This window comes from Mesorhizobium sp. M7A.F.Ca.ET.027.02.1.1 (genome assembly GCF_004022985.1).
Lineage (GTDB): Bacteria > Pseudomonadota > Alphaproteobacteria > Rhizobiales > Rhizobiaceae > Mesorhizobium.
Genome location: NZ_RZOL01000086.1, coordinates 1 through 18,207, shown reverse-complemented (window position 1 = coordinate 18,207; position 18,207 = coordinate 1). Strand labels below are relative to the sequence as shown.

Annotated in this window: 13 protein-coding genes, 2 pseudogenes and 1 riboswitch; of the genes and pseudogenes, 5 read left to right on the top strand and 10 right to left on the bottom strand. The window is 62.7% G+C overall.

The window, feature by feature from the left end:
• The 3 genes and pseudogenes from EN749_RS12505 to gcvT form a co-directional block, all read right to left on the bottom strand.
• Positions 1-1,728, bottom strand: a pseudogene (locus EN749_RS12505) (glycine dehydrogenase (aminomethyl-transferring)); the annotation flags it as partial.
• 17 nt (positions 1,729-1,745) lie between these two features.
• Positions 1,746-2,114: a glycine cleavage system protein GcvH gene (gcvH, locus tag EN749_RS12500; protein WP_127320643.1), complete on the bottom strand. Its 369-nt coding sequence runs from the start codon at positions 2,112-2,114 to the stop codon at positions 1,746-1,748.
• 5 nt (positions 2,115-2,119) lie between these two features.
• On the bottom strand, positions 2,120-3,220 hold the full coding sequence (gene gcvT, locus EN749_RS12495; protein WP_128363247.1) for a glycine cleavage system aminomethyltransferase GcvT: 1,101 nt from the start codon (positions 3,218-3,220) through the stop codon (positions 2,120-2,122).
• 149 nt (positions 3,221-3,369) lie between these two features.
• Positions 3,370-3,456: riboswitch (glycine riboswitch) on the bottom strand.
• Between the two features lie 243 nt (positions 3,457-3,699).
• On the opposite strand from gcvT, the gene EN749_RS12490 reads away from it, so the two are divergent.
• A complete protein-coding gene (locus EN749_RS12490) occupies positions 3,700-4,701 on the top strand; it encodes a hypothetical protein (protein WP_128363246.1) in 1,002 nt (333 codons plus the stop codon).
• A gap of 42 nt (positions 4,702-4,743) precedes the next feature.
• Here the strand turns inward: EN749_RS12490 and EN749_RS12485 are convergent, their stop codons facing one another.
• Together EN749_RS12485 and EN749_RS12480 are read right to left on the bottom strand one after the other, a co-directional pair.
• Positions 4,744-5,427, bottom strand: coding sequence for a GntR family transcriptional regulator (locus EN749_RS12485; protein ID WP_245491370.1), 684 nt, complete (start codon positions 5,425-5,427; stop codon positions 4,744-4,746).
• A 52-nt stretch (positions 5,428-5,479) separates the two neighbouring features.
• Positions 5,480-6,760, bottom strand: a complete 1,281-nt coding sequence (locus EN749_RS12480) for a D-amino acid dehydrogenase (RefSeq protein WP_128363244.1) — start codon at positions 6,758-6,760, stop codon at positions 5,480-5,482.
• Between the two features lie 223 nt (positions 6,761-6,983).
• Here EN749_RS12480 and EN749_RS12475 point away from each other — a divergent pair, with 223 nt between their 5' ends.
• On the top strand, positions 6,984-7,778 hold the full coding sequence (locus EN749_RS12475; protein ID WP_128363243.1) for an aspartate/glutamate racemase family protein: 795 nt from the start codon (positions 6,984-6,986) through the stop codon (positions 7,776-7,778).
• 40 nt (positions 7,779-7,818) lie between these two features.
• On the opposite strand, the gene EN749_RS12470 is transcribed toward EN749_RS12475, so the two are convergent.
• The 5 genes from EN749_RS12470 to EN749_RS12450 form a co-directional block, all read right to left on the bottom strand.
• The gene (locus tag EN749_RS12470) at positions 7,819-8,610 is read right to left on the bottom strand and encodes a molybdopterin-binding protein (RefSeq protein ID WP_127270739.1); all 792 of its coding nucleotides are present in this window, start codon (positions 8,608-8,610) and stop codon (positions 7,819-7,821) included.
• 1 nt (position 8,611) lies between these two features.
• The gene (locus EN749_RS12465; RefSeq protein ID WP_128363242.1) at positions 8,612-9,490 is read right to left on the bottom strand and encodes a cytochrome b/b6 domain-containing protein; all 879 of its coding nucleotides are present in this window, start codon (positions 9,488-9,490) and stop codon (positions 8,612-8,614) included.
• 95 nt (positions 9,491-9,585) lie between these two features.
• Entirely contained in the window at positions 9,586-10,263 is a 678-nt protein-coding gene (locus EN749_RS12460) for a DUF1345 domain-containing protein (RefSeq protein WP_023810520.1), read from the bottom strand.
• A gap of 31 nt (positions 10,264-10,294) precedes the next feature.
• The gene (locus EN749_RS12455) at positions 10,295-10,765 is read right to left on the bottom strand and encodes a YaiI/YqxD family protein (RefSeq protein WP_127270240.1); all 471 of its coding nucleotides are present in this window, start codon (positions 10,763-10,765) and stop codon (positions 10,295-10,297) included.
• A 70-nt stretch (positions 10,766-10,835) separates the two neighbouring features.
• Positions 10,836-11,963 carry an S-(hydroxymethyl)glutathione dehydrogenase/class III alcohol dehydrogenase gene (locus EN749_RS12450; RefSeq protein WP_127270241.1) on the bottom strand — a complete coding sequence of 376 codons (1,128 nt, stop codon included), beginning with the start codon at positions 11,961-11,963 and terminating at the stop codon, positions 10,836-10,838.
• A gap of 197 nt (positions 11,964-12,160) precedes the next feature.
• Here EN749_RS12450 and EN749_RS12445 point away from each other — a divergent pair, with 197 nt between their 5' ends.
• The 3 genes and pseudogenes from EN749_RS12445 to EN749_RS12435 form a co-directional block, all read left to right on the top strand.
• Positions 12,161-14,173, top strand: a complete 2,013-nt coding sequence (locus EN749_RS12445) for an acetyl/propionyl/methylcrotonyl-CoA carboxylase subunit alpha (RefSeq protein ID WP_128363241.1) — start codon at positions 12,161-12,163, stop codon at positions 14,171-14,173.
• 107 nt (positions 14,174-14,280) lie between these two features.
• Positions 14,281-17,808 carry a DNA polymerase III subunit alpha gene (dnaE, locus tag EN749_RS12440; protein WP_128363240.1) on the top strand — a complete coding sequence of 1,176 codons (3,528 nt, stop codon included), beginning with the start codon at positions 14,281-14,283 and terminating at the stop codon, positions 17,806-17,808.
• Positions 17,809-17,875: 67 nt separating this feature from the next.
• A pseudogene (locus EN749_RS12435) lies at positions 17,876-18,207 on the top strand (ion transporter); the annotation flags it as partial.

Here is an 18,207-nt window from a genome sequence, read left to right as displayed (position 1 = left end):
CAGGCAGACGGTGCGGTGGCCTTCGCCGCGCGAGCGATGATAGCCGCGAATGGCGAGCAGCCCGGCATATTCGCCCTGGCTGCCGGCATTGGGCTGCAGGGTCACTGCGTCGAAGCCGGTGATCTCCGACAGCCAGTCCTCCAGCTCACCGATCATGGCACGGTAGCCTGTCGAGTGCGCGGCCGGGGCAAAAGGGTGCAGATTGGCAATGCTCGGCCAACTCACCGGCATCATCTCGGCGGCGGCGTTGAGCTTCATGGTGCAGGACCCCAGCGGGATCATGGCGCGGTCGAGCGCCAGGTCCTTGTCGGCCAGCCGGCGCAGGAAGCGCATCATCTCGGTTTCCGACTTGTTTTCGTGGAAAACAGGCTGGGTCAGGAACTCCTTGCCGCGCGGCTTGCCGGGCACCGTGCTGTCGGCGGAGACACCAGCCTTGGCGCCGAACAGGGCCGCTATTGCGTCGAGATCGGCCTCGGTCGAAGTTTCGTCGAAGGCAATGCCGATATGGTCGGCATCGACGGCACGCAGCAATCTGCCACCCTTTTCAGCCGCAGTGGCGATCGAAGTTGCCTTGCCCTTCACCTCCGCCGTCACCGTGTCGAAGCGGCTTGAACCGAGCACGGAGATACCTGCTGCTTTGAGCCCGGAGGCGAGACGATTGGCCAGCGTGTGGATGCGCCCGGCAATCGCCTGCAGCCCGGCGGGGCCGTGCCAGATGGCATAGGCAGTCGCCATGTTGGCGAGCAACGCCTGCGCGGTGCAGATGTTGGAGGTCGCCTTGTCGCGGCGGATATGCTGTTCGCGCGTCTGCAAGGCAAGCCGGTACCCAGGCCGGCCCTTGCTGTCGGTAGACTGGCCAACCAGGCGGCCGGGCATCAACCGCGTGAGCCTGTCGGAGACGGCGCAATAGGCCGCGTGCGGGCCGCCAAAGCCCATCGGCACGCCAAAACGCTGCATCGGGCCGACGGCGATGTCGGCGCCGAGCTTGGCCGGCGCGTCGGTCAGCGTCAGGCCGAGCGGGTCGGCGATGAAGACGACGATAGCCCCGGTCGCGCGCGCCTTGTCGATCGCTGCCTTGTGATCGCCATAGATGCCAAATGTATCCGGCCAGGAGACAAGCAGGGCGGCGGTGTTGTCGTCGATCGTTTCGCCATCGATCTCGATGCCGAGCGGCTCGGCACGGGTGCGCACCACGTCCAGCGTTTGCGGATGCGGCGTGCCGGCAAGTGCGACCTTGGTTCGCTTGTCACGGTGGTGGCGCAAGGCGATGCCGACGGCTTCGGCCACGGCGGTTGCCTCATCCAGCAGCGAGGCCGAGGCCACCGGCAGGCCGGTCAATTCGGTGACCAGCGTCTGGAAGTTGAACAGCATTTCGAGCCGGCCTTGGCTGATCTCTGCCTGATAGGGCGTGTAGGCCGTGTACCAGGCAGGATTCTCGAACAGATTGCGCTGGATAACCGGCGGGACATGGACGCCGTGATAACCGGCGCCGATGAAGCTTTTCAGCACCGTATTCCCGGACATGACAGCCGAGAGTTCGGCCAGCGCTTCCGCTTCGCTCGCCGGTGCTGGTAGGGCAAGCGGCCGATCGAGCCGGATCGACTTCGGTACGGACTGGCTGATCAGTGTCTCGATCGAGGGCACGCCGATGGCGGCCAGCATCGCCCTGGTGTCGTTGAGGCCGGGACCGATATGGCGGGCCGAGAAGGGGTAGGGTGCTGCGGTCATGTCAATAAGTCCTGATATCAACCGATATGGGCTTTGTAGGCGGCCTCATCCATGAGGCCAGAGAGCTGGCTTTCGTCGGCAAGCTTCATCTTCCACAGCCAGCCGGCCCCTGTTGCGGCCGAGTTGACCAGTGACGGATCCGACGACAGCGTGCCGTTGGCCTCTGTGATCTCGCCATCGACCGGTGCATAGACATCGGATGCCGCCTTGACGGATTCGACCACGACGGCGGTGTCGCCCTTGGTCAATTTTTTTCCGGTCTCCGGCAGTTCGACGAAGACGAGGTCGCCGAGCTGCTCCTGCGCGTAATCAGTGATGCCGACCGTGGCGATGCCGCCCTCGACGCGGAGCCACTCGTGATCCGATGTGAAATAGGTCGTTGCCATTGAGATCATCCTTTGCGGTAGCGATGGGGTGTGAAGGGCAGGGAACTGATATCGACTGGGATTTTCGTCCCGCGCACATCGGCGAAGACCCGCGTTCCGGGCTTTGCCAGAGGTGTCGAGACATAGCCCATGGCGACCGGATGGCCGGCCGAGGGGCCGAAGCCGCCCGATGTGACCTGGCCGGCCGGATTGCCGTCGGCGTCAAAAAGCGCGGCACCGCCACGCACCGGCTGGCGACCTTCCGGCTTAAGCCCGACCCGCTTTTGCGCGGGTCCTCGTTCCACGGCGGCGCGGAGCGCATCGGCGCCGATGAAAGCGCCGGAAGCGCGGATGTCCTTTGGAATTGCCCACATCAAGGCGGCGCTGGCCGGATCGGTCTCCGGCGTGATGTCCTGGCCATGCAGGCACAGTCCTGCCTCCAGCCGCAGGCTGTCGCGGGCGGCCAGGCCGATCCACAGCACGCGGTCGTCGCCGAGCAGCTTGGCGACGAGGCCGCGTGCATCGGCTTCCGGCAGGCCGATCTCGAAACCGTCCTCGCCGGTATAGCCCGACCGGCTCATGAACCAGTTTTTGCGCGGTTCGACACCATGCATGAAAAGCAGCGAGCCGGTCTCGATGCCGGCGCGGGAAAGGGCGGCCCAGGCTTCAGGACCCTGGATGGCCAGGAAGACGCGGTCGAGCGGCTCGACCCTGGCGTCGAAATCCGCGGCAAGTGCACGCAAATGCTTTTCATCGGCGACGGCGTTGCCTGCGTTGGCGACTACCATGAACCTGCTATCGCCAAGTCTGGTGACGATGAGGTCGTCCAGGATGCCGCCTGCCTCGTTGAGGAAAAAGGACAGTTTGGACTGTGAGATTTGGAGTGCGCCTGCATCCAAGGGGCAAGCGCGGTTGAGCAGCGCAACCGCCTCCGGCCCGCTGACTTCGAACAGCTTCATATGCGAGATGTCGAACAGGCCGGCCTGTTCGCGGGTGTGAAGATGTTCCTTCATGACGCCCGCCGGATAGGTCAGCGGCATCGACCAGCCGGCAAAAGCGCCAAAGCGCGCACCGGCGGTTACATGGATGTCTTCGAGGGGGAGGGGTCTCGTATCGTCGCCCGTCATGTCGTCTCCAGAGTCGCACGCAATCGGTCGCGAATGGCGACCAGTCCGTGCCCCTCTGTCTGAAGCCTGAGAGACTCGCGCAGCCGGAACTCTGTCAGCGGCGCTTACACCTTCGGCGCGGGGGCAAGCCCCGACTTTCCAGAGTGTCTTTCCCGTCTACGGTTCTTTTGCCTGAGAGATTTCGGGCGATTTCCCCTTCGGCGACAGCTCTCGCTGTTCTCTCCCGCAAACAGGTAGGACTCAGACCCTGAGTCCTCGACGCGCCATCCATAGCTCGCGCGCGACGGCTTGTCACCTGTCAGCGACATCTAAAGCGCGTGCATGCCATTCTTCAAAACCGCGGCACGTTTTGGGCGACATGCGTTGGCCGACAAGTCTTCGCTAACCACGCCGTTTGCCGGTTTTTCAAGACACTGCTGATATGTTGGCTTGTATGACGCTTGGGGCCGGCGCTTGGCGACGGCGGACGGGGACGACAAATGGGCGAATTGATCATGAGCGCGCCGGTGGCCGGGCTGACCTCGAAAATCCGCATCGCCGCGGAGGACGTGGCGATGTTGCGCCATGAAGTGTTCGGCGATGGCGTCGTGACGCGCGGCGAGGCCGAGGCGCTGTTTGCGCTCGATGCAACGGCGAAGGACAAATGCCAGGAATGGCCGCCCTTCTTCGTCGAGGCGGTCACCGACTATATCGTCCACCAGGAAAAGCCGTCGGGCTATATCTCGCAAGACAATGCCGACTGGCTGATCCGCACGATCTCGCGCGATGGCATGGTCGACAGCCGGACCGAACTCGAATTGCTGGTGCATGTGCTGGAACAGGCGAAATCGTCGCCGAGCCAGCTTTGTGTGTATGCGCTGGAGCAGGTGGCGCATGCCGTCATTGACGGCAAGGGGCCGCTGATGCTCGGCGGCACGCTGGCTCCCGGCCTCATCGCACAGGCGGAGGTCGAGTTGCTGCGCCGGATCCTCCACGCCCATGGCGGCGACGGCAACATCGCCATCACGCGCGCCGAGGCCGAGGTGCTGTTCAAGATCAACGAGTGCACTGCCCAAGGGCACAATGATCCGTCCTGGAACGAGCTGTTCGTCAAGGCGATCGCCAATTTCATCATGTGCTCGGCCGGCTACGAAGCACCGACGCGCGATGTGGCGCTGCGCCGTGATGCCTTCCTCGAACATGCCGATCCGGAAATCGGCGGCTTCTTCAGCCGCATGATCTCCGGCGGCCTTGCCGGCATCATGGAAGCCTATCGGTCGCCAGGCGACATCGAGGCCGAGTGGGAAGCCAAGAACAGGGCGGCCGAGGCTCTGGCCCGCCGCGCCGAGACGGTCGATGCCGGCGAAGCCGGCTGGCTGATCGACCATATCGGCGTCGACAGGCCTCTTTACGAGAACGAACGCGCGCTGTTGACCCTGATCAAGCACGCCTCACCGGAAATCCATCCGGCGCTGAGGCCGCTGCTCGACAAGGTTGCCTGATCGATAGGGGTTTTGCCTCGGCCAAAGCTGGGATTTGCCCGATTAGATCTGGTCGACGTCGATGTATATCCTTGCCAAGCCTTCCCTGACGGTCGACGTGGCATCGGCGACACTGATGGCGATGTGGTCGTGCATGAGCCTTGCGGCGCTGTTGGCATCGCGGGCTACCATGGCCCGGGCGATTTCGCTATGTTCGGTGTAGGTTGTCGACAATCGCCGGTGCTTCTCCACTTCGATCTTGCGAACGAAATGGATGCGCGTGTTGATGCCTTCGAGCATGCGCGCCAGTTCGGGATTGCCTGACAGCCTGGCGATGCGGATGTGAAATTCCTCGTCCCTGGCGGTCAGCTCAGTGCTGGAAAACGAGTCGGCGCGCGCCATGGTGAGCGCCCACCAGTCGACGAGCGCGGCAAGCTCCTCATCTGTCGCGCGCTGGACCGCCAGCCTGACGGAGCGCTCCTCGAGCACCGCTCGCACGTCGGAAAGATTGACGATCTCGTCGACATCGAAGCCCCGGCAAAAGAAGCCGCGATTGGTCTGGAAAGTGATGAGTTCCTCCGTGACCAGCCGCTGGAGCGCTTCCCGGACCGGGCTGCGGCTGACATTCAGCCTGGCGGCAAGCGCCACTTCGTTGATGCGCTCGTTCGGCTTGAAGCGATAATCCATCGCCATGCGACGGATTTCTTCATAGACACGCGGGCCGGTCTTGATCGGCTTGGATGCCAACGCTGCGCTGTTGTCCCGGTTGCTTTGCCTGGCGGGTCGGAGCATGGCGTCGTCAAGCCTTTGCGGCGCTTGGTTCGGCGAACCGCGCCTGTGTGGGAAGGATGCCGTCGAGGGCGATCGGCGCTGCCCGGCCGGCGATCAGATCGGCGACGATACGGGCCGATCCATGCGCCATGGTCCAGCCGATATGGCCGTGCCCGGTGTTCAGCCACAGGTTTCGGATGTCGCGCAGGCCGAGGATCGGCAGGTTGTCGGGCGTCATGGGCCTCAGGCAGGCCCGCATCTCGGCGCGATCAAAGGCGATGCCGCGCGGGAACAGGTCCTGCGTGACGCGCTTCATGAAGGCGAAATCCGAAGGCTTGTGGCTGCGATCATAGCCCGCGAATTCCGCAGTGGCGGTCACGCGGATGCGATCGCCCATCGGCGTGATGGCGACGAGATTGTGCTCATCGATGACAGGGAGTTTTGGAGCCAGCGCCTGGTCGACGATGGGAATGGTCATGGAATATCCCTTGACCGGATAGATCGGCAGGCCAAGGCCGATCTTGCGGGCGAGGACGGGGCTCTCGGCGCCGAGACACAGAACGTAGGTGTCGGCCAGAAACTCTCCCTTGTCGGTGACGATCTTGGTGATCGTTTCCTTTCTGCGTTCGATCCCCACGATCCTGGTCCCTGTCAGGATCTTGCCGCCCCTATTTTCGACGATGGCCGCCAGCGCGCGCGTGAACTTGGCGGCGTCGCCGGTTTCGTCGGTCGGACACAATACGCCGCCGGCGATGTTGTCGCGCGACGAAGCCAGCGCCGGCTCGCGGTCAACGATTTCCTGCGCGTCGACGATACGGATCTCCTGGCCGTCGGCCTCCAGCAGGCGCATGTTGGCGATGCCCTTGTCGAGCGCCTGGCGGTTGCGGTGGAAGTAAAGAATGCCGGCCGATGTCCTGTCGTACTGGATCGCTTCCTCCCTGACGACCGCCTGCAGGACCGATTGGGAATGGACCGCAAGCCGATGTTTGAGAAGGGTGTTGCGACGCGCTTTGGCGGCCGTGCATTGCATGAGGAAGCGCAGCGACCAGCTGTAGAGATGCGGGTCGGCGGAGAGCTTGAAACGAAGCGCCTGGTCTTTCTGGAACAGCGACTTCAGCAGGATTTTTGGCGCGGCCGGCGATGACCAGACGAAGGAATGGCCGGGCGCGATCATGCCGGCATTTGCCCAGCTTGCCCCTTCGGCCACCTGTGATGCCTGCTCGAGAACGGTGACCGTATGGCCGTCCTTCTGCAACTGATAGGCAGTGGTGATCCCGACAACGCCGCCGCCCAAGATCAATACTTGCATCGCTGTCCCGAATGGTTGTCGTTTCTATTGTCGACAATTCAACCGGAAGACGCTGGTCATTGTCAACGGGCGCGTGGGTCGACGATCGATTCACCGTTCAGACAGGGCGAAAATGCCGGCATTTCCCGGTTCCCAAAATTGGAACGGAGCTCTTGACACGTTTGGCAAAGTTGTCGTTTCTATTGTCGACAATTCTGATTGGCATCAGGAAGGGGACTGCGCCATGGACGCCCCGCTTAGCCGCGCCGACGATGCGCTTGTCGTCGACAAGGAACACATTCCCTTCAAGACCGACGACGGCATCGGCACCCGCGCCAATCTCGGCCTGCTCGTCCTTCGAACCGACCAGACCATCGAGGATGAATTCCGCTATGCGCTGCCCGCGCGCGACATCGCGCTGTACGAGGCGCGGCTCTACAGCGATGTCGAGATCACGCCGGAAAACCTGATGAAGATGTCGGCCGTCATCCCGGAAACTGTCGGGCTCTTGCCGGACGTCAAGTTCGATGTGATCGGTTTTGCCTGCACCTCGGGAGCGCTGGTTATCGGCGAGCACAAGGTCGCCGAGCGCGTTCATGAGGTGCTGCCGGGCGTGCAAGTGACCAATCCGGTGACGGCGGCAAGGGCGGCGCTGAAGGCCCTGGGCGTCTCGCGGATCGCGCTGCTCACCCCTTATCTGGCGAAAATCAATCATTCGCTACGTGCATCGCTGATGGCGCGGGGGATGGACATTCCGGTCATGGGCTCCTTCAACGAGGCGGATGACAATGTCGTTGCGCGCATCACGCCGGCATCGGTCAAGCAAGCCATCTTGGAAATCGGTGTGTCGAGCGACTGTGAGGCGGTGTTCGTTTCCTGCACCAGCATGCGCGTTGCCCGCATCATCGAGGAGGTCGAGAAGGAACTGGGGAAACCGGTAACCTCGAGCAATCACGCCCTTGCCTGGCACATGCTGCGGCTAGGCGGCATTGGCGAGCAGATCGCCGGAAAGGGCGAACTGTTTCGCCGCTCGCTATAGGTTGGCCATCTTTGGGGCCGCAGCGTTTGCGGTGTGCGATTCAGATTCCGCCGTACCAGTCATAACCATTGTCTTCCCAATAGCCGCCGCGACCGCCGCCGACAGTGGCGAAGCCGTCGACCAGCTCGATCTTGTAGAGATATTTCGGCATCTTGTAGCCGAGTTGGCGCTCGACGCGAACCCGCAGCGGAGCGCCGTTCTCGACCGGCAGCGGCTTGCCGTTCAGGCCATAGGCGAGGATCGTCTGCGGGTGACGGGCATCGATCAGGTCGATGCTGCCGTAATATTTGATGTCGCCGGAGAGGCTGCGGTCGATCGTATCGAGGCAATGGAACATGACGTAGCGCGCCTGCGGTTTGACCACCGCCTGGTCCAGCACCAGCGACAGCGGCGTGCCGGTCCATTTGGCGATGCAGCTCCAGCCTTCGACGCAGTCATGGCGGGTGATCTGGGTGCGGCTCGGCATATTCTGGAGTTGCTCGCGGCTGAGCGATAGCGGCTTCTCGACAAGGCCTGAAACCTCCAGTCGCCAGTCGGCAAAGTTGTTGGCGAGCAAGCCCTTGTAGACATCGTCATCGGGAGCGGTGACACCATTCGGCCGCTGCGGCTGGCGGATGTCGGCCTCGGTGAATTCCGGGGCCAGCGCGTCACTTCCGGCAAGCAGCCGCTGTGCGCGGTAGGTCAGGCCATTGGCGTTTTCGAGGAAACTGCGCAGGCCGCTGCCAACACCTAGCTGACTGTCGAAGGCGTCGCAGCCCGACAGCATGATGCCGGAGACGCCAAGACTGGCACCGGTCAGGAATTTGCGGCGGCTGATCTGGAATTTTGCCATGTCAGGCACTCCTCTCGGCTGTATCGTCCTGTGCGGGAGGATCTGTCCGATACCAGCCGGTGATGATCGAGCGCAGTTCGTTGATCGGGCCGGCGGCCAGGATCATGAGGATATGGACGACGAAGAAGGCGACCAATAGCACCATGACGGTGAAATGGATGGTGCGTGCCGTCTGCCGGCCACCGAGCAGATCGTTGAGGAACGGCAGCACCGAATTCATGCTCGGCGACATGGCCAGACCGGTGATGATCATCAGCGGCAACAGCACGAACAGCACCCCGCCATAGGCCATCTTCTGCAGCGTGTTGTATTCGCGCGTGTGGTGGAATTTGAGCTTGGCGTGGTCAACGATGTCTTGCGGCAATCGTTTCAAATCGTCGAGGCGTGGCGCGAGATCGCGCCGCAGATGGCCGTTCACGGTGCTGGCGACAAACCAGACGATCAACGTCGTGGTCAGTATCCAGGCAAAGAAGAAATGGATGACGCGCGCGGTGCCGAGATCATAGTAGGATGGGATGGTCGCCCAGGACGGGAAGGCGCGGGACGTCTCCTGGCCGGCCGGACCCGACCAGCCGAGCACGCCAGTGGTGTCGAAGCGATGCCCGAAGATTTCCGTGTAGCCGCGCGGACCCGCATCGGAATTCTCGGCGCCGATGGCGAAGATGGTGTTGTTGTATTCGAAGCCCGATTCTTTGCCGATATAGAGCTGCGGACGGGCATTGAAGATCTGCAGGCCTGACAGCAGCATGAAGAACAAGGAGATGGCCCAGAGCCAATGCGTCAGCCGCGTCCAGCGCGACTGCCGGTAGATCAGCGTTTTGTCGTTCGACGCAGAAGCGCCTGGATCGGCGGCGGATTGGCTTCTGGCAACGGATTCCATCGTTTCGTCTCCCGGCCTCGCGGCATGGCCTGCGCGTTCATTGTCCTCCTGATACGTCGCGATCCAAACCGATGTTTCATCCGATCACGGATTTATTACGGACCGCCTAGGCTGACGGCGAGATTGACGGCGGCGGCGACGATGACCGTGTTGAAGAAAAACGACAGGATGGAATGGACAAGCACGACACGACGCATATGCGTGGTCGAGATGTTGGTATCGGCGGTCTGTGCCGTCATGCCGATCACCGTCGAGAAGTACAGGAAATCCCAGCCCTCCGGCCGTTTGTCACCCGGGAACAGCAGTCCGCCGACAGGGATTTTCTTCCTGGTCTCGGCATCCACAGCATCGCCGTCCATCCAGTAGACATGAGCATAATGGAGCGCTGCCATGGCATGAATGGTGAACCAGCCGAGCGGGATCGACAGCAGCGCGAAGGTGAGCTCGACGGGATGGCTTCTGTCCTTCTGATTGATCAGCAGGAACAATGAGATAACGGCTACGCCGACGACGACAAGCGTCACAGCGAAGATGACCAGCACCGGCTGGTCCGTGGCACGCGCATTCCTGCTCAGATACCTGCCGGTGAACTTCGGCATCTGGGCGACGACGAGAATGACATAAGCGGCAAAGAACGCGTTGGCGCCGATCGAATAGGCAAGCGGGGCGTGCAGCAGCAACGCCACGAGAAGCGCAAAAACGCCAACGCAGGCCGACACAGCGAACAACATGTGGCGCTGAATGGGAGACTTCACCGGGGTTTCGGCAGCCATGTCGGTTCCAACCTTGAATGGCGCTCGGTTTCTAGTCTGGTGTGGCGGATTTGAGCGCCCGCCGCAAGATGCGGTCGAGTTCGCCGAGAAACCGCGACCGGTCTTGCGGCGCGAAGCTGGCATTGTAGCCCTTGCTTTCGCCGGTCTCGCGCAGATGCTGCTTCAGGTCACGCATCGCTACCGCCATGCCGATCGTTTCCGGCGTGAAGGGGCGCCCCGTTGGCCCAAGCACATGCGCGCCGAGTGCCACCGCGCGGGCGGCCAGCGGAATGTCGGCGGTGATCACAATGTCGTTGGTGCGTGCATTGTCCACGATCCAGTCGTCGGCGGCATCGGCACCTTTGGAAACCACGACATTGCGGATCATCGGATCGCGCGATGGCCGCAGGCCGCCATTGGAGACGTAGGTGACAACGACGCCATGCCGGTCGGCCACTTTTTCGACCTCGGCCTTGACCGGGCAGGCGTCTGCATCGACGAGAATGGCGGGGAGTTCGCTCATGTTTCTTTTCTCCTCCCACTTGTGAACCACAGAGGTCGCGGGCCGATTGGGCGGCGGCCTGGTATCTTCCTCAGTAAACCACGACGCTTCTGATCGATTTGCCCTCATGCATGAGATCGAAACCCTTGTTGATGTCCTCGAGCTTCAGCGTGTGAGTGATCATCGGGTCGATCTGGATCTTGCCGTCCATGTACCAGTCGACGATCTTGGGCACGTCGGTGCGGCCGCGCGCGCCACCGAAGGCGGTTCCCATCCAGGTGCGGCCGGTGACCAGCTGGAACGGCCGTGTGGAAATCTCCTGGCCGGCACCGGCGACGCCGATGACGACCGACTTGCCCCAGCCGCGATGCGAGGCTTCCAGCGCCTGGCGCATCACCTTGGTGCTGCCGGTGCAGTCGAATGTGTAGTCGGCGCCGCCGATCTGGTCGGCGCCACGCTTGGTCATGTTGACGAGGTGGGGCACGACATCGCCGTCGATCTCCTTCGGATTGACGAAATGCGTCATGCCGAAGCGCTCGCCCCACTCCTTCTTGTCGTTGTTCAAATCGACGCCGATGATCATGTCGGCGCCGGCAAGTTTCAGGCCTTGGATCACGTTGAGGCCGATTCCGCCGAGGCCGAAGACGACGGCGGTGGCGCCGATCTCGACCTTGGCGGTGTTGATCACAGCACCGATGCCGGTGGTGACGCCGCAGCCGATGTAGCAGATCTTGTCGAAGGGCGCGTCGGGGTTGACCTTGGCCAGCGCGATCTCGGGCAGCACGGTGAAGTTGGAGAAGGTCGAGCAGCCCATATAGTGAAAGATCTTGTCCTTGCCGATCGAGAAGCGCGATGAACCATCGGGCATCAGGCCCTGGCCCTGGGTGGCGCGGATGGCCGTGCACAGATTGGTTTTTCGCGACAGGCAGGAATGGCACTGGCGGCATTCGGGCGTGTAGAGCGGGATGACGTGATCGCCCTTCTTGAGCGAGGTGACGCCCTTGCCGATATCGACGACGACGCCGGCGCCCTCATGGCCGAGGATGGCCGGAAACAGACCTTCCGGATCGGCGCCCGACAGCGTGAATTCGTCGGTGTGGCAGATGCCGGTCGCCTTGATCTCGACCAGCACCTCGCCCTCACGTGGGCCGTCGAGATCGACCTCCATGATCTCCAGCGGCTTTCCGGCGGCGACAGCAACAGCGGCGCGGGTTTTCATCAGACGTCCTCCAATGCGAGTTTTTTCCAAGGTTTCAGGTTTTGCCGACACGATCAACTGGCGGCTGGCTCCCTGACTGGGCCACGGCGATGAATTGGAATCGCAAGTCGATTGAAAGGCAGTGAATTGCATGGTCGGCTTGACCCTGCAAGCACAGGCCATAAAAGGAACGGCCGACCCGAGGGATGACATTTCGCATGTTCACCAAGATCCTGATCGCCAATCGCGGCGAAATTGCCTGCCGCGTCATCAAGACGGCGCGCAAGATGGGCATCGCCACGGTTGCCGTCTATTCCGATGCCGATCGCGATGCCGTGCATGTCGAGATGGCCGACGAGGCGGTGCATATCGGGCCTTCACCAGCCGCGCTGAGCTATCTCGTCCCGGAAAAGATCATCGCCGCCTGCAAGGAAACGGGGGCCCAGGCCGTGCATCCCGGCTACGGATTCCTGTCCGAGCGGGCGGCCTTCTGCGAAGCGCTGGAAGCGGAAGGCATCATTTTCATCGGCCCGAAGCCCAAGGCCATAAAGGCGATGGGCGACAAGATCGAATCGAAGAAGTTCGCCAACGCCGCCAAGGTTTCCACCGTGCCCGGCTGGCTCGGCGTCATCGAGAATGCCGACCATGCCGAAAAGATTGCCGGCGAAATCGGCTACCCCGTGATGATCAAGGCTTCGGCCGGCGGCGGCGGCAAGGGCATGCGCATCGCCTGGAGCGAGGCCGAAGTGCGCGACGGCTTCGACCGCGCGCGCTCGGAAGCCAAGAGTTCGTTCGGCGACGATCGTGTCTTCATCGAGAAATTCGTCGTCGATCCGCGCCATATCGAAATTCAGGTGCTGGCCGACGCGCATGGCAATGCGCTCTATCTCGGCGAGCGCGAATGCTCGATCCAGCGACGCAACCAGAAGGTCGCCGAAGAGGCGCCGTCGCCGTTCCTGGATGCCGAGACGCGCCAGGCTATGGGTGAGCAGTCGGTGGCGCTGGCCAAGGCCGTCGACTACCAGAGCGCCGGCACGGTCGAATTCATCGTCGACAAGGACAAGAACTTCTATTTCCTTGAAATGAATACACGATTGCAGGTCGAGCATCCGGTGACGGAGCTCGTCACCGGCATCGATCTGGTCGAGCAGATGATCCGCGTCGCCGCCGGCGCCAAGCTTGCCATCAAGCAATGCGACGTCAAGCTGAACGGCTGGGCGGTGGAAAGCCGGCTCTATGCCGAAGACCCCTACCGCAACTTCTTGCCGTCGATCGGCCGGCTGACACGCTACCAGCCACCTGAGGAAGGACAATTCGGCGATGTCATCATCCGCAACGACACCGGCGTCACCGAGGGCTCCGAAATCTCGATGTTCTACGATCCGATGCTCGCCAAGCTGTGCACCTGGGCGCCGACGCGTCTGGAGGCGATCGATGCCATGTCGGAAGCGCTCGACAGCTTCGTCGTCGACGGTATCGAGCACAACATTCCGTTCCTGGCTGCCTTGATGCAGCATCCGCGTTGGCGGGAAGGGCGGATATCGACCGCTTTCATATCGGAGGAATATCCCGACGGCTTCGCGCCGGTCGTACCGAACGACGATGAGAAGGCCGTGCTGGCGTCGATTGCGACGGCGGTGGAACTGCTGCGCCGTGACCGGCTCGACCGGCTGGGCGGGCGGCTGGCGCCGCATTCGGGAGCTCTGAAGCGCGACTGGGTGGTAAAGATCGGCGATGACTATCTGTCGGCCTCGATTATCGAGGGCATGATTTCCATTCCGATGGAAATCGATCTGTCGATCGAGGCCGGCAGGGCGTTGACCGTTGCATCAGACTGGCGGCCGGGCGACCTGGTCTGGCGCGGCACGGTCGGCAAGCGCAAGGTTACGGCTCAGGTCAGGCCGGTTGCCAACGGCTTTCGCATAGCCTGGAAAGGCATGTCGGTGACCGCGCGCGCCATGCTGCCGCGCACCGCCGAGTTGGAAAGGCTGATGCCCGAAAAGGTGGCGCCGGACACGTCGAACCTGCTGCTTTGCCCGATGCCCGGCCTTGTCGTGTCGATTGCCGTTGCCGAAGGCCAGGAGGTCAAGGCCGGCGAGACCTTGGCGGTGGTGGAAGCGATGAAGATGGAAAACGTACTGCGTGCTGAACGCGACCTTGTCGTCTCCAAGCTCAACGCCAAACCGGGTGACAGCCTGGCTGTCGACGCGGTGATCATGGAGTTTGCGTAAGGCTAGCCGGGCAGGCAGCCTGTGATCAGCAGTGGTTTGTGCTGGACTGGCATCGCGCGGTCCCGGACAATACATCTCCATCGACTCAAGGACCTTCACGCAGCACCATGGCCGACGAAAAACTTCCCCGCGATCCCCTGAAGCGCGAAGCAGCGATTGCTGCGGCGCGGCCGGAGGCCCCGGCGCGGCCCTTCGTCCATCTGCGCGTGCATTCGGCCTATTCGCTGCTGGAAGGCGCCTTGCAGATCGGCAAGGTGGTCGCTCATGCGGTCAAGGACGAAGCCCCGGCCATCGCCGTCACCGACACCAACAACCTGTTCGGCGCCCTGGAATTCGCGCAGAAGGCGGTGAAGGACGGCATTCAGCCGATTATCGGCTGTCAAACGGCGCTCGCCTTTTCCGGCGAAAACAGCGATGGCCAGCGCGACCGCAGGCGGCAGGGTCCCGATATGCGGCCGGTCGTCCTGCTTGCCGCGACCGAGGCCGGCTATTCCAACCTGGTCAGGCTGGTCAGCCGCGTCTACCTCGAAACGCCGCCGGGCGAAGCCGTGCACCTGACCACGGAAATGATGGAAGGCTTTTGTGACGGGTTGATCTGCCTCAGCGGTGGGCCGCGCGGACCGATCGGCACCGCCATCAAGGAAGATCGCCGCGATCTGGCCGAGGCACGGCTTTTGACCCTGAAGGCAATGTTCGGCGATCGCCTCTATGTCGAACTGGACCGGGTTTCCGGTTATGATCGCGTAATCGAGAAATCCTCGATCGATCTGGCCTATGCGCATGAATTGCCCCTGGTCGCCACCAACGAGGCGTTCTTTTCCTCTCGCGACGACTATGACGCACATGACGCGCTGATCGCCATCGCCGAAGGATCGGTCGTGGCCGCCGATAATCGTCGCCGGCTGTCGCCGGACAATTTCCTGCGCAGCCAGGCCGATATGGCCAGGCTCTTTGCCGATCTGCCAGAGGCGATCGACAACACTGTCGAGATCGCGCTGCGCTGCTCCTATTATCCCAAAAACCGCAATCCGATCCTGCCGCGCTTCACCGGCGGCGATGTCGCCGACAATGACGTCGCGGTGCAGGCGGAAGCCGACGAACTGGCCCGCCAGGCGCATGAGGGGCTCGACGCGCGCCTCGCCATGCATGGCCCGACATCAGGCTATACGGTCGAGCAATACCGCGAGCGGTTGAATTTCGAGCTTGGCATCATCACCAAGATGAAGTTTCCCGGCTACTTCCTGATCGTTGCCGACTTCATCAAATGGGCCAAGGCGCAAGGCATCCCGGTCGGGCCTGGCCGCGGTTCGGGCGCAGGCTCGCTGGTCGCCTATTCGACGACCATCACCGATATCGATCCGTTGCGCTTCTCGCTTCTGTTCGAGCGCTTCCTCAATCCCGACCGCGTGTCGATGCCCGACTTCGACATCGACTTCTGCCAGGATCGGCGTGAAGAGGTCATCCGCTACGTCCAGCAGAAATACGGCCGCGACCAGGTCGGCCAGATCATCACCTTTGGTACGTTGCAGGCCCGCGCCGTGCTTCGCGACGTCGGCCGCGTGCTGCAGATGCCGTATGGCCAGGTCGACAAGCTCTCCAAGATGGTGCCGCAGAACCCGGCCAATCCGGTCAAGCTCGCCGACGCCATCGCCAACGAGCCGCGTTTTGCCGAAGAGGCCGAGAGGGAGCCGATCGTCCAGACGCTGCTCGACATGGCGCAGAAGCTGGAGGGCCTTTACCGCCACGCCTCGACGCACGCCGCCGGCATCGTCATCGGCGACCGGCCGCTGTCGGAACTGGTGCCGATGTACCGCGATCCGCGCTCGGACATGCCCGTCACCCAGTTCAACATGAAATATGTCGAGCAGGCCGGGCTGGTGAAGTTCGACTTCCTCGGCCTGAAGACGCTGACCGTGCTGGAGACGGCGGTCAAGCTGATCCGCCGGCGCGGCATCGAGATCGACCTGGCAACGATCCCGCTCGACGATCCCGAGACCTACGCCATGCTGTCGCGCGGCGAAGTGGTCGGCGTGTTCCAGGTGGAAAGCGCCGGCATGCGCAAGGCGCTGATCGGCATGCGGCCCGACTGCATCGAGGACATCATCGCGCTGGTCGCGCTCTACCGCCCCGGTCCGATGGAGAACATTCCGACCTACAACGCCAGAAAGCATGGCGAGGAGGAGATGGCGTCGATCCATCCCAAGATCGACCATCTGGTGAAGGAGACGCAAGGCGTCATCGTCTACCAGGAACAGGTGATGCAGATCGCGCAGGAGCTGTCCGGCTACTCGCTCGGCGAAGCCGATCTGCTGCGCCGCGCCATGGGCAAGAAGATCCGCGCCGAGATGGACAAGCAGCGTGAGCGCTTCGTCTCCGGCGCGGTCGAGCGTGGCGTCGGCAAGCCGCAAGCCGATTTCATTTTCGACCTGCTGGCCAAGTTCGCCGACTATGGTTTCAACAAATCGCACGCCGCCGCCTATGCGGTGGTTTCGTACCAGACCGCCTATCTCAAGGCGCATTATCCGGTCGAGTTCCTGGCAGCGTCGATGACGCTCGACATGGGCAACACCGACAAGCTGGCCGATTTCCGCCAGGACGCGCTGCGCCTTGGCATCGAGGTTCTGGCGCCTTCGGTGATGTCGAGCTTTCGCCCCTTCGAGGTCGGTGAGAACCGCATCTACTATTCGCTGGCAGCGCTCAAGGGCGTCGGCGATGCGGCGGTCGAGCACATCGTTGCCCAGCGTGGCGAAAAGCCGTTCAAGAACCTCGCCGATTTCTGCGAGCGGGTCGATCCCAAGATCGTCGGCAAGCGCGTCTTCGAAAGCCTGATCATGGCCGGCGCGCTCGATTGCTTCGGCCATGACCGCGCATCGATGATGTCGGGCGTGGAACGCATGATGGGACTGGCGTCGCTGGCGCAGCAGAACGCGGTTTCCGGCCAGCACGACATCTTCGGCGCTTCGCTCGGCGCTCAGTCGCAGGCACTCAATCTGCCGGCGACAGAGCCATGGCTCGCCGCCGACCGGCTGCACCGTGAATTCCAGGTGGTCGGCTTCTATCTCTCGGCGCACCCGCTCGACGAGTACAAGGCAGCCCTGCAGAAGATGCGGGTTCAGACCTGGGCCGAGTTTTCGGCGGCCGTCAAACGCGGTGCCGCCGCCGGCCGTCTGGCCGGCACGGTGACGTCCAAGCAGGAGCGCAAGACGCGCACCGGCAACAAGATGGGCGTTATCGCCTTTTCCGACACATCCGGCCAGTACGAAGCCGTGCTGTTTTCCGAAGGACTGGCGCAATATCGAGATCTGCTCGAGGCCGGCCGCTCCGTGGTCATCACCGTTGCCGCCGAGGACAGGCCGGAAGGCGTCAATCTGCGCATCAACTCAGTGCAGTCGCTGGAGGACGAGGCAAGCCGTATCCAGAAGGCACTTCGCATCTTCGTGCGCAACGCCTCGCCGATCAACACGCTGGCCGGCCAACTGACCGTCAGGGGCGAAGGCCAGGTCAGCTTCGTGCTGATCAAGGAAGAGGGCGAGGGGGAAATCGAAATCGAGTTGCCGAACCGCTACCGGATTTCGCCACAGATCGCTTCGGCGATGCGCGCGGTGCCGGGTGTGGTCGAAGTGGAGCTGGTGTGACCCCCGCTCTTTCTCGCGCGCGGCGGTCAGCCGGGCGGTCGCTGCCGCGAACGCCAGCGCAGTCAGTATGAAGCCGGCGCAGAGGAACGGGTCGCAGGCGGTTTCAGCCTTGGCGCGGCTGCGTGACAGGCTGCGCAGGCTCTATCATGGGCGCACGCCGGCCGCTTTCCGGTTCCAACTGGTGGCCGTCGTCATCGACCTCGCCATCATCGCCTTCTTCATCGCGACGCCGGTTCTTCAGGACAAGCCGTCCTTCCTCTGGCTCGACTATTCGGCGGCCGCGCTTGTCGCCGCGGATCTGGTCGCCCGGCTGCTTGCCTCCAAAAACATGCTGCGGCTGATGAAGCAGCCGACGTCGTGGGTCGATGTCTTCATCCTTTTTCCGCTGCTGATGCCGCC

Excerpts from the sequence above, each read along its gene's own strand:
- gcvH (WP_127320643.1), bottom strand. The coding sequence starts at position 2,114 with ATGGCAACGACCTATTTCACATCGGATCACGAGTGGCTCCGCGTCGAG.
- gcvT (WP_128363247.1), bottom strand. The coding sequence starts at position 3,220 with ATGACGGGCGACGATACGAGACCCCTCCCCCTCGAAGACATCCATGTA.
- EN749_RS12490 (WP_128363246.1), top strand. The coding sequence starts at position 3,700 with ATGGGCGAATTGATCATGAGCGCGCCGGTGGCCGGGCTGACCTCGAAA.
- EN749_RS12480 (WP_128363244.1), bottom strand. The coding sequence starts at position 6,760 with ATGCAAGTATTGATCTTGGGCGGCGGCGTTGTCGGGATCACCACTGCC.
- EN749_RS12475 (WP_128363243.1), top strand. The coding sequence starts at position 6,984 with ATGGACGCCCCGCTTAGCCGCGCCGACGATGCGCTTGTCGTCGACAAG.
- EN749_RS12470 (WP_127270739.1), bottom strand. The coding sequence starts at position 8,610 with ATGGCAAAATTCCAGATCAGCCGCCGCAAATTCCTGACCGGTGCCAGT.
- EN749_RS12465 (WP_128363242.1), bottom strand. The coding sequence starts at position 9,490 with ATGGAATCCGTTGCCAGAAGCCAATCCGCCGCCGATCCAGGCGCTTCT.
- EN749_RS12460 (WP_023810520.1), bottom strand. The coding sequence starts at position 10,263 with ATGGCTGCCGAAACCCCGGTGAAGTCTCCCATTCAGCGCCACATGTTG.
- EN749_RS12455 (WP_127270240.1), bottom strand. The coding sequence starts at position 10,765 with ATGAGCGAACTCCCCGCCATTCTCGTCGATGCAGACGCCTGCCCGGTC.
- EN749_RS12450 (WP_127270241.1), bottom strand. The coding sequence starts at position 11,963 with ATGAAAACCCGCGCCGCTGTTGCTGTCGCCGCCGGAAAGCCGCTGGAG.
- EN749_RS12445 (WP_128363241.1), top strand. The coding sequence starts at position 12,161 with ATGTTCACCAAGATCCTGATCGCCAATCGCGGCGAAATTGCCTGCCGC.
- dnaE (WP_128363240.1), top strand. The coding sequence starts at position 14,281 with ATGGCCGACGAAAAACTTCCCCGCGATCCCCTGAAGCGCGAAGCAGCG.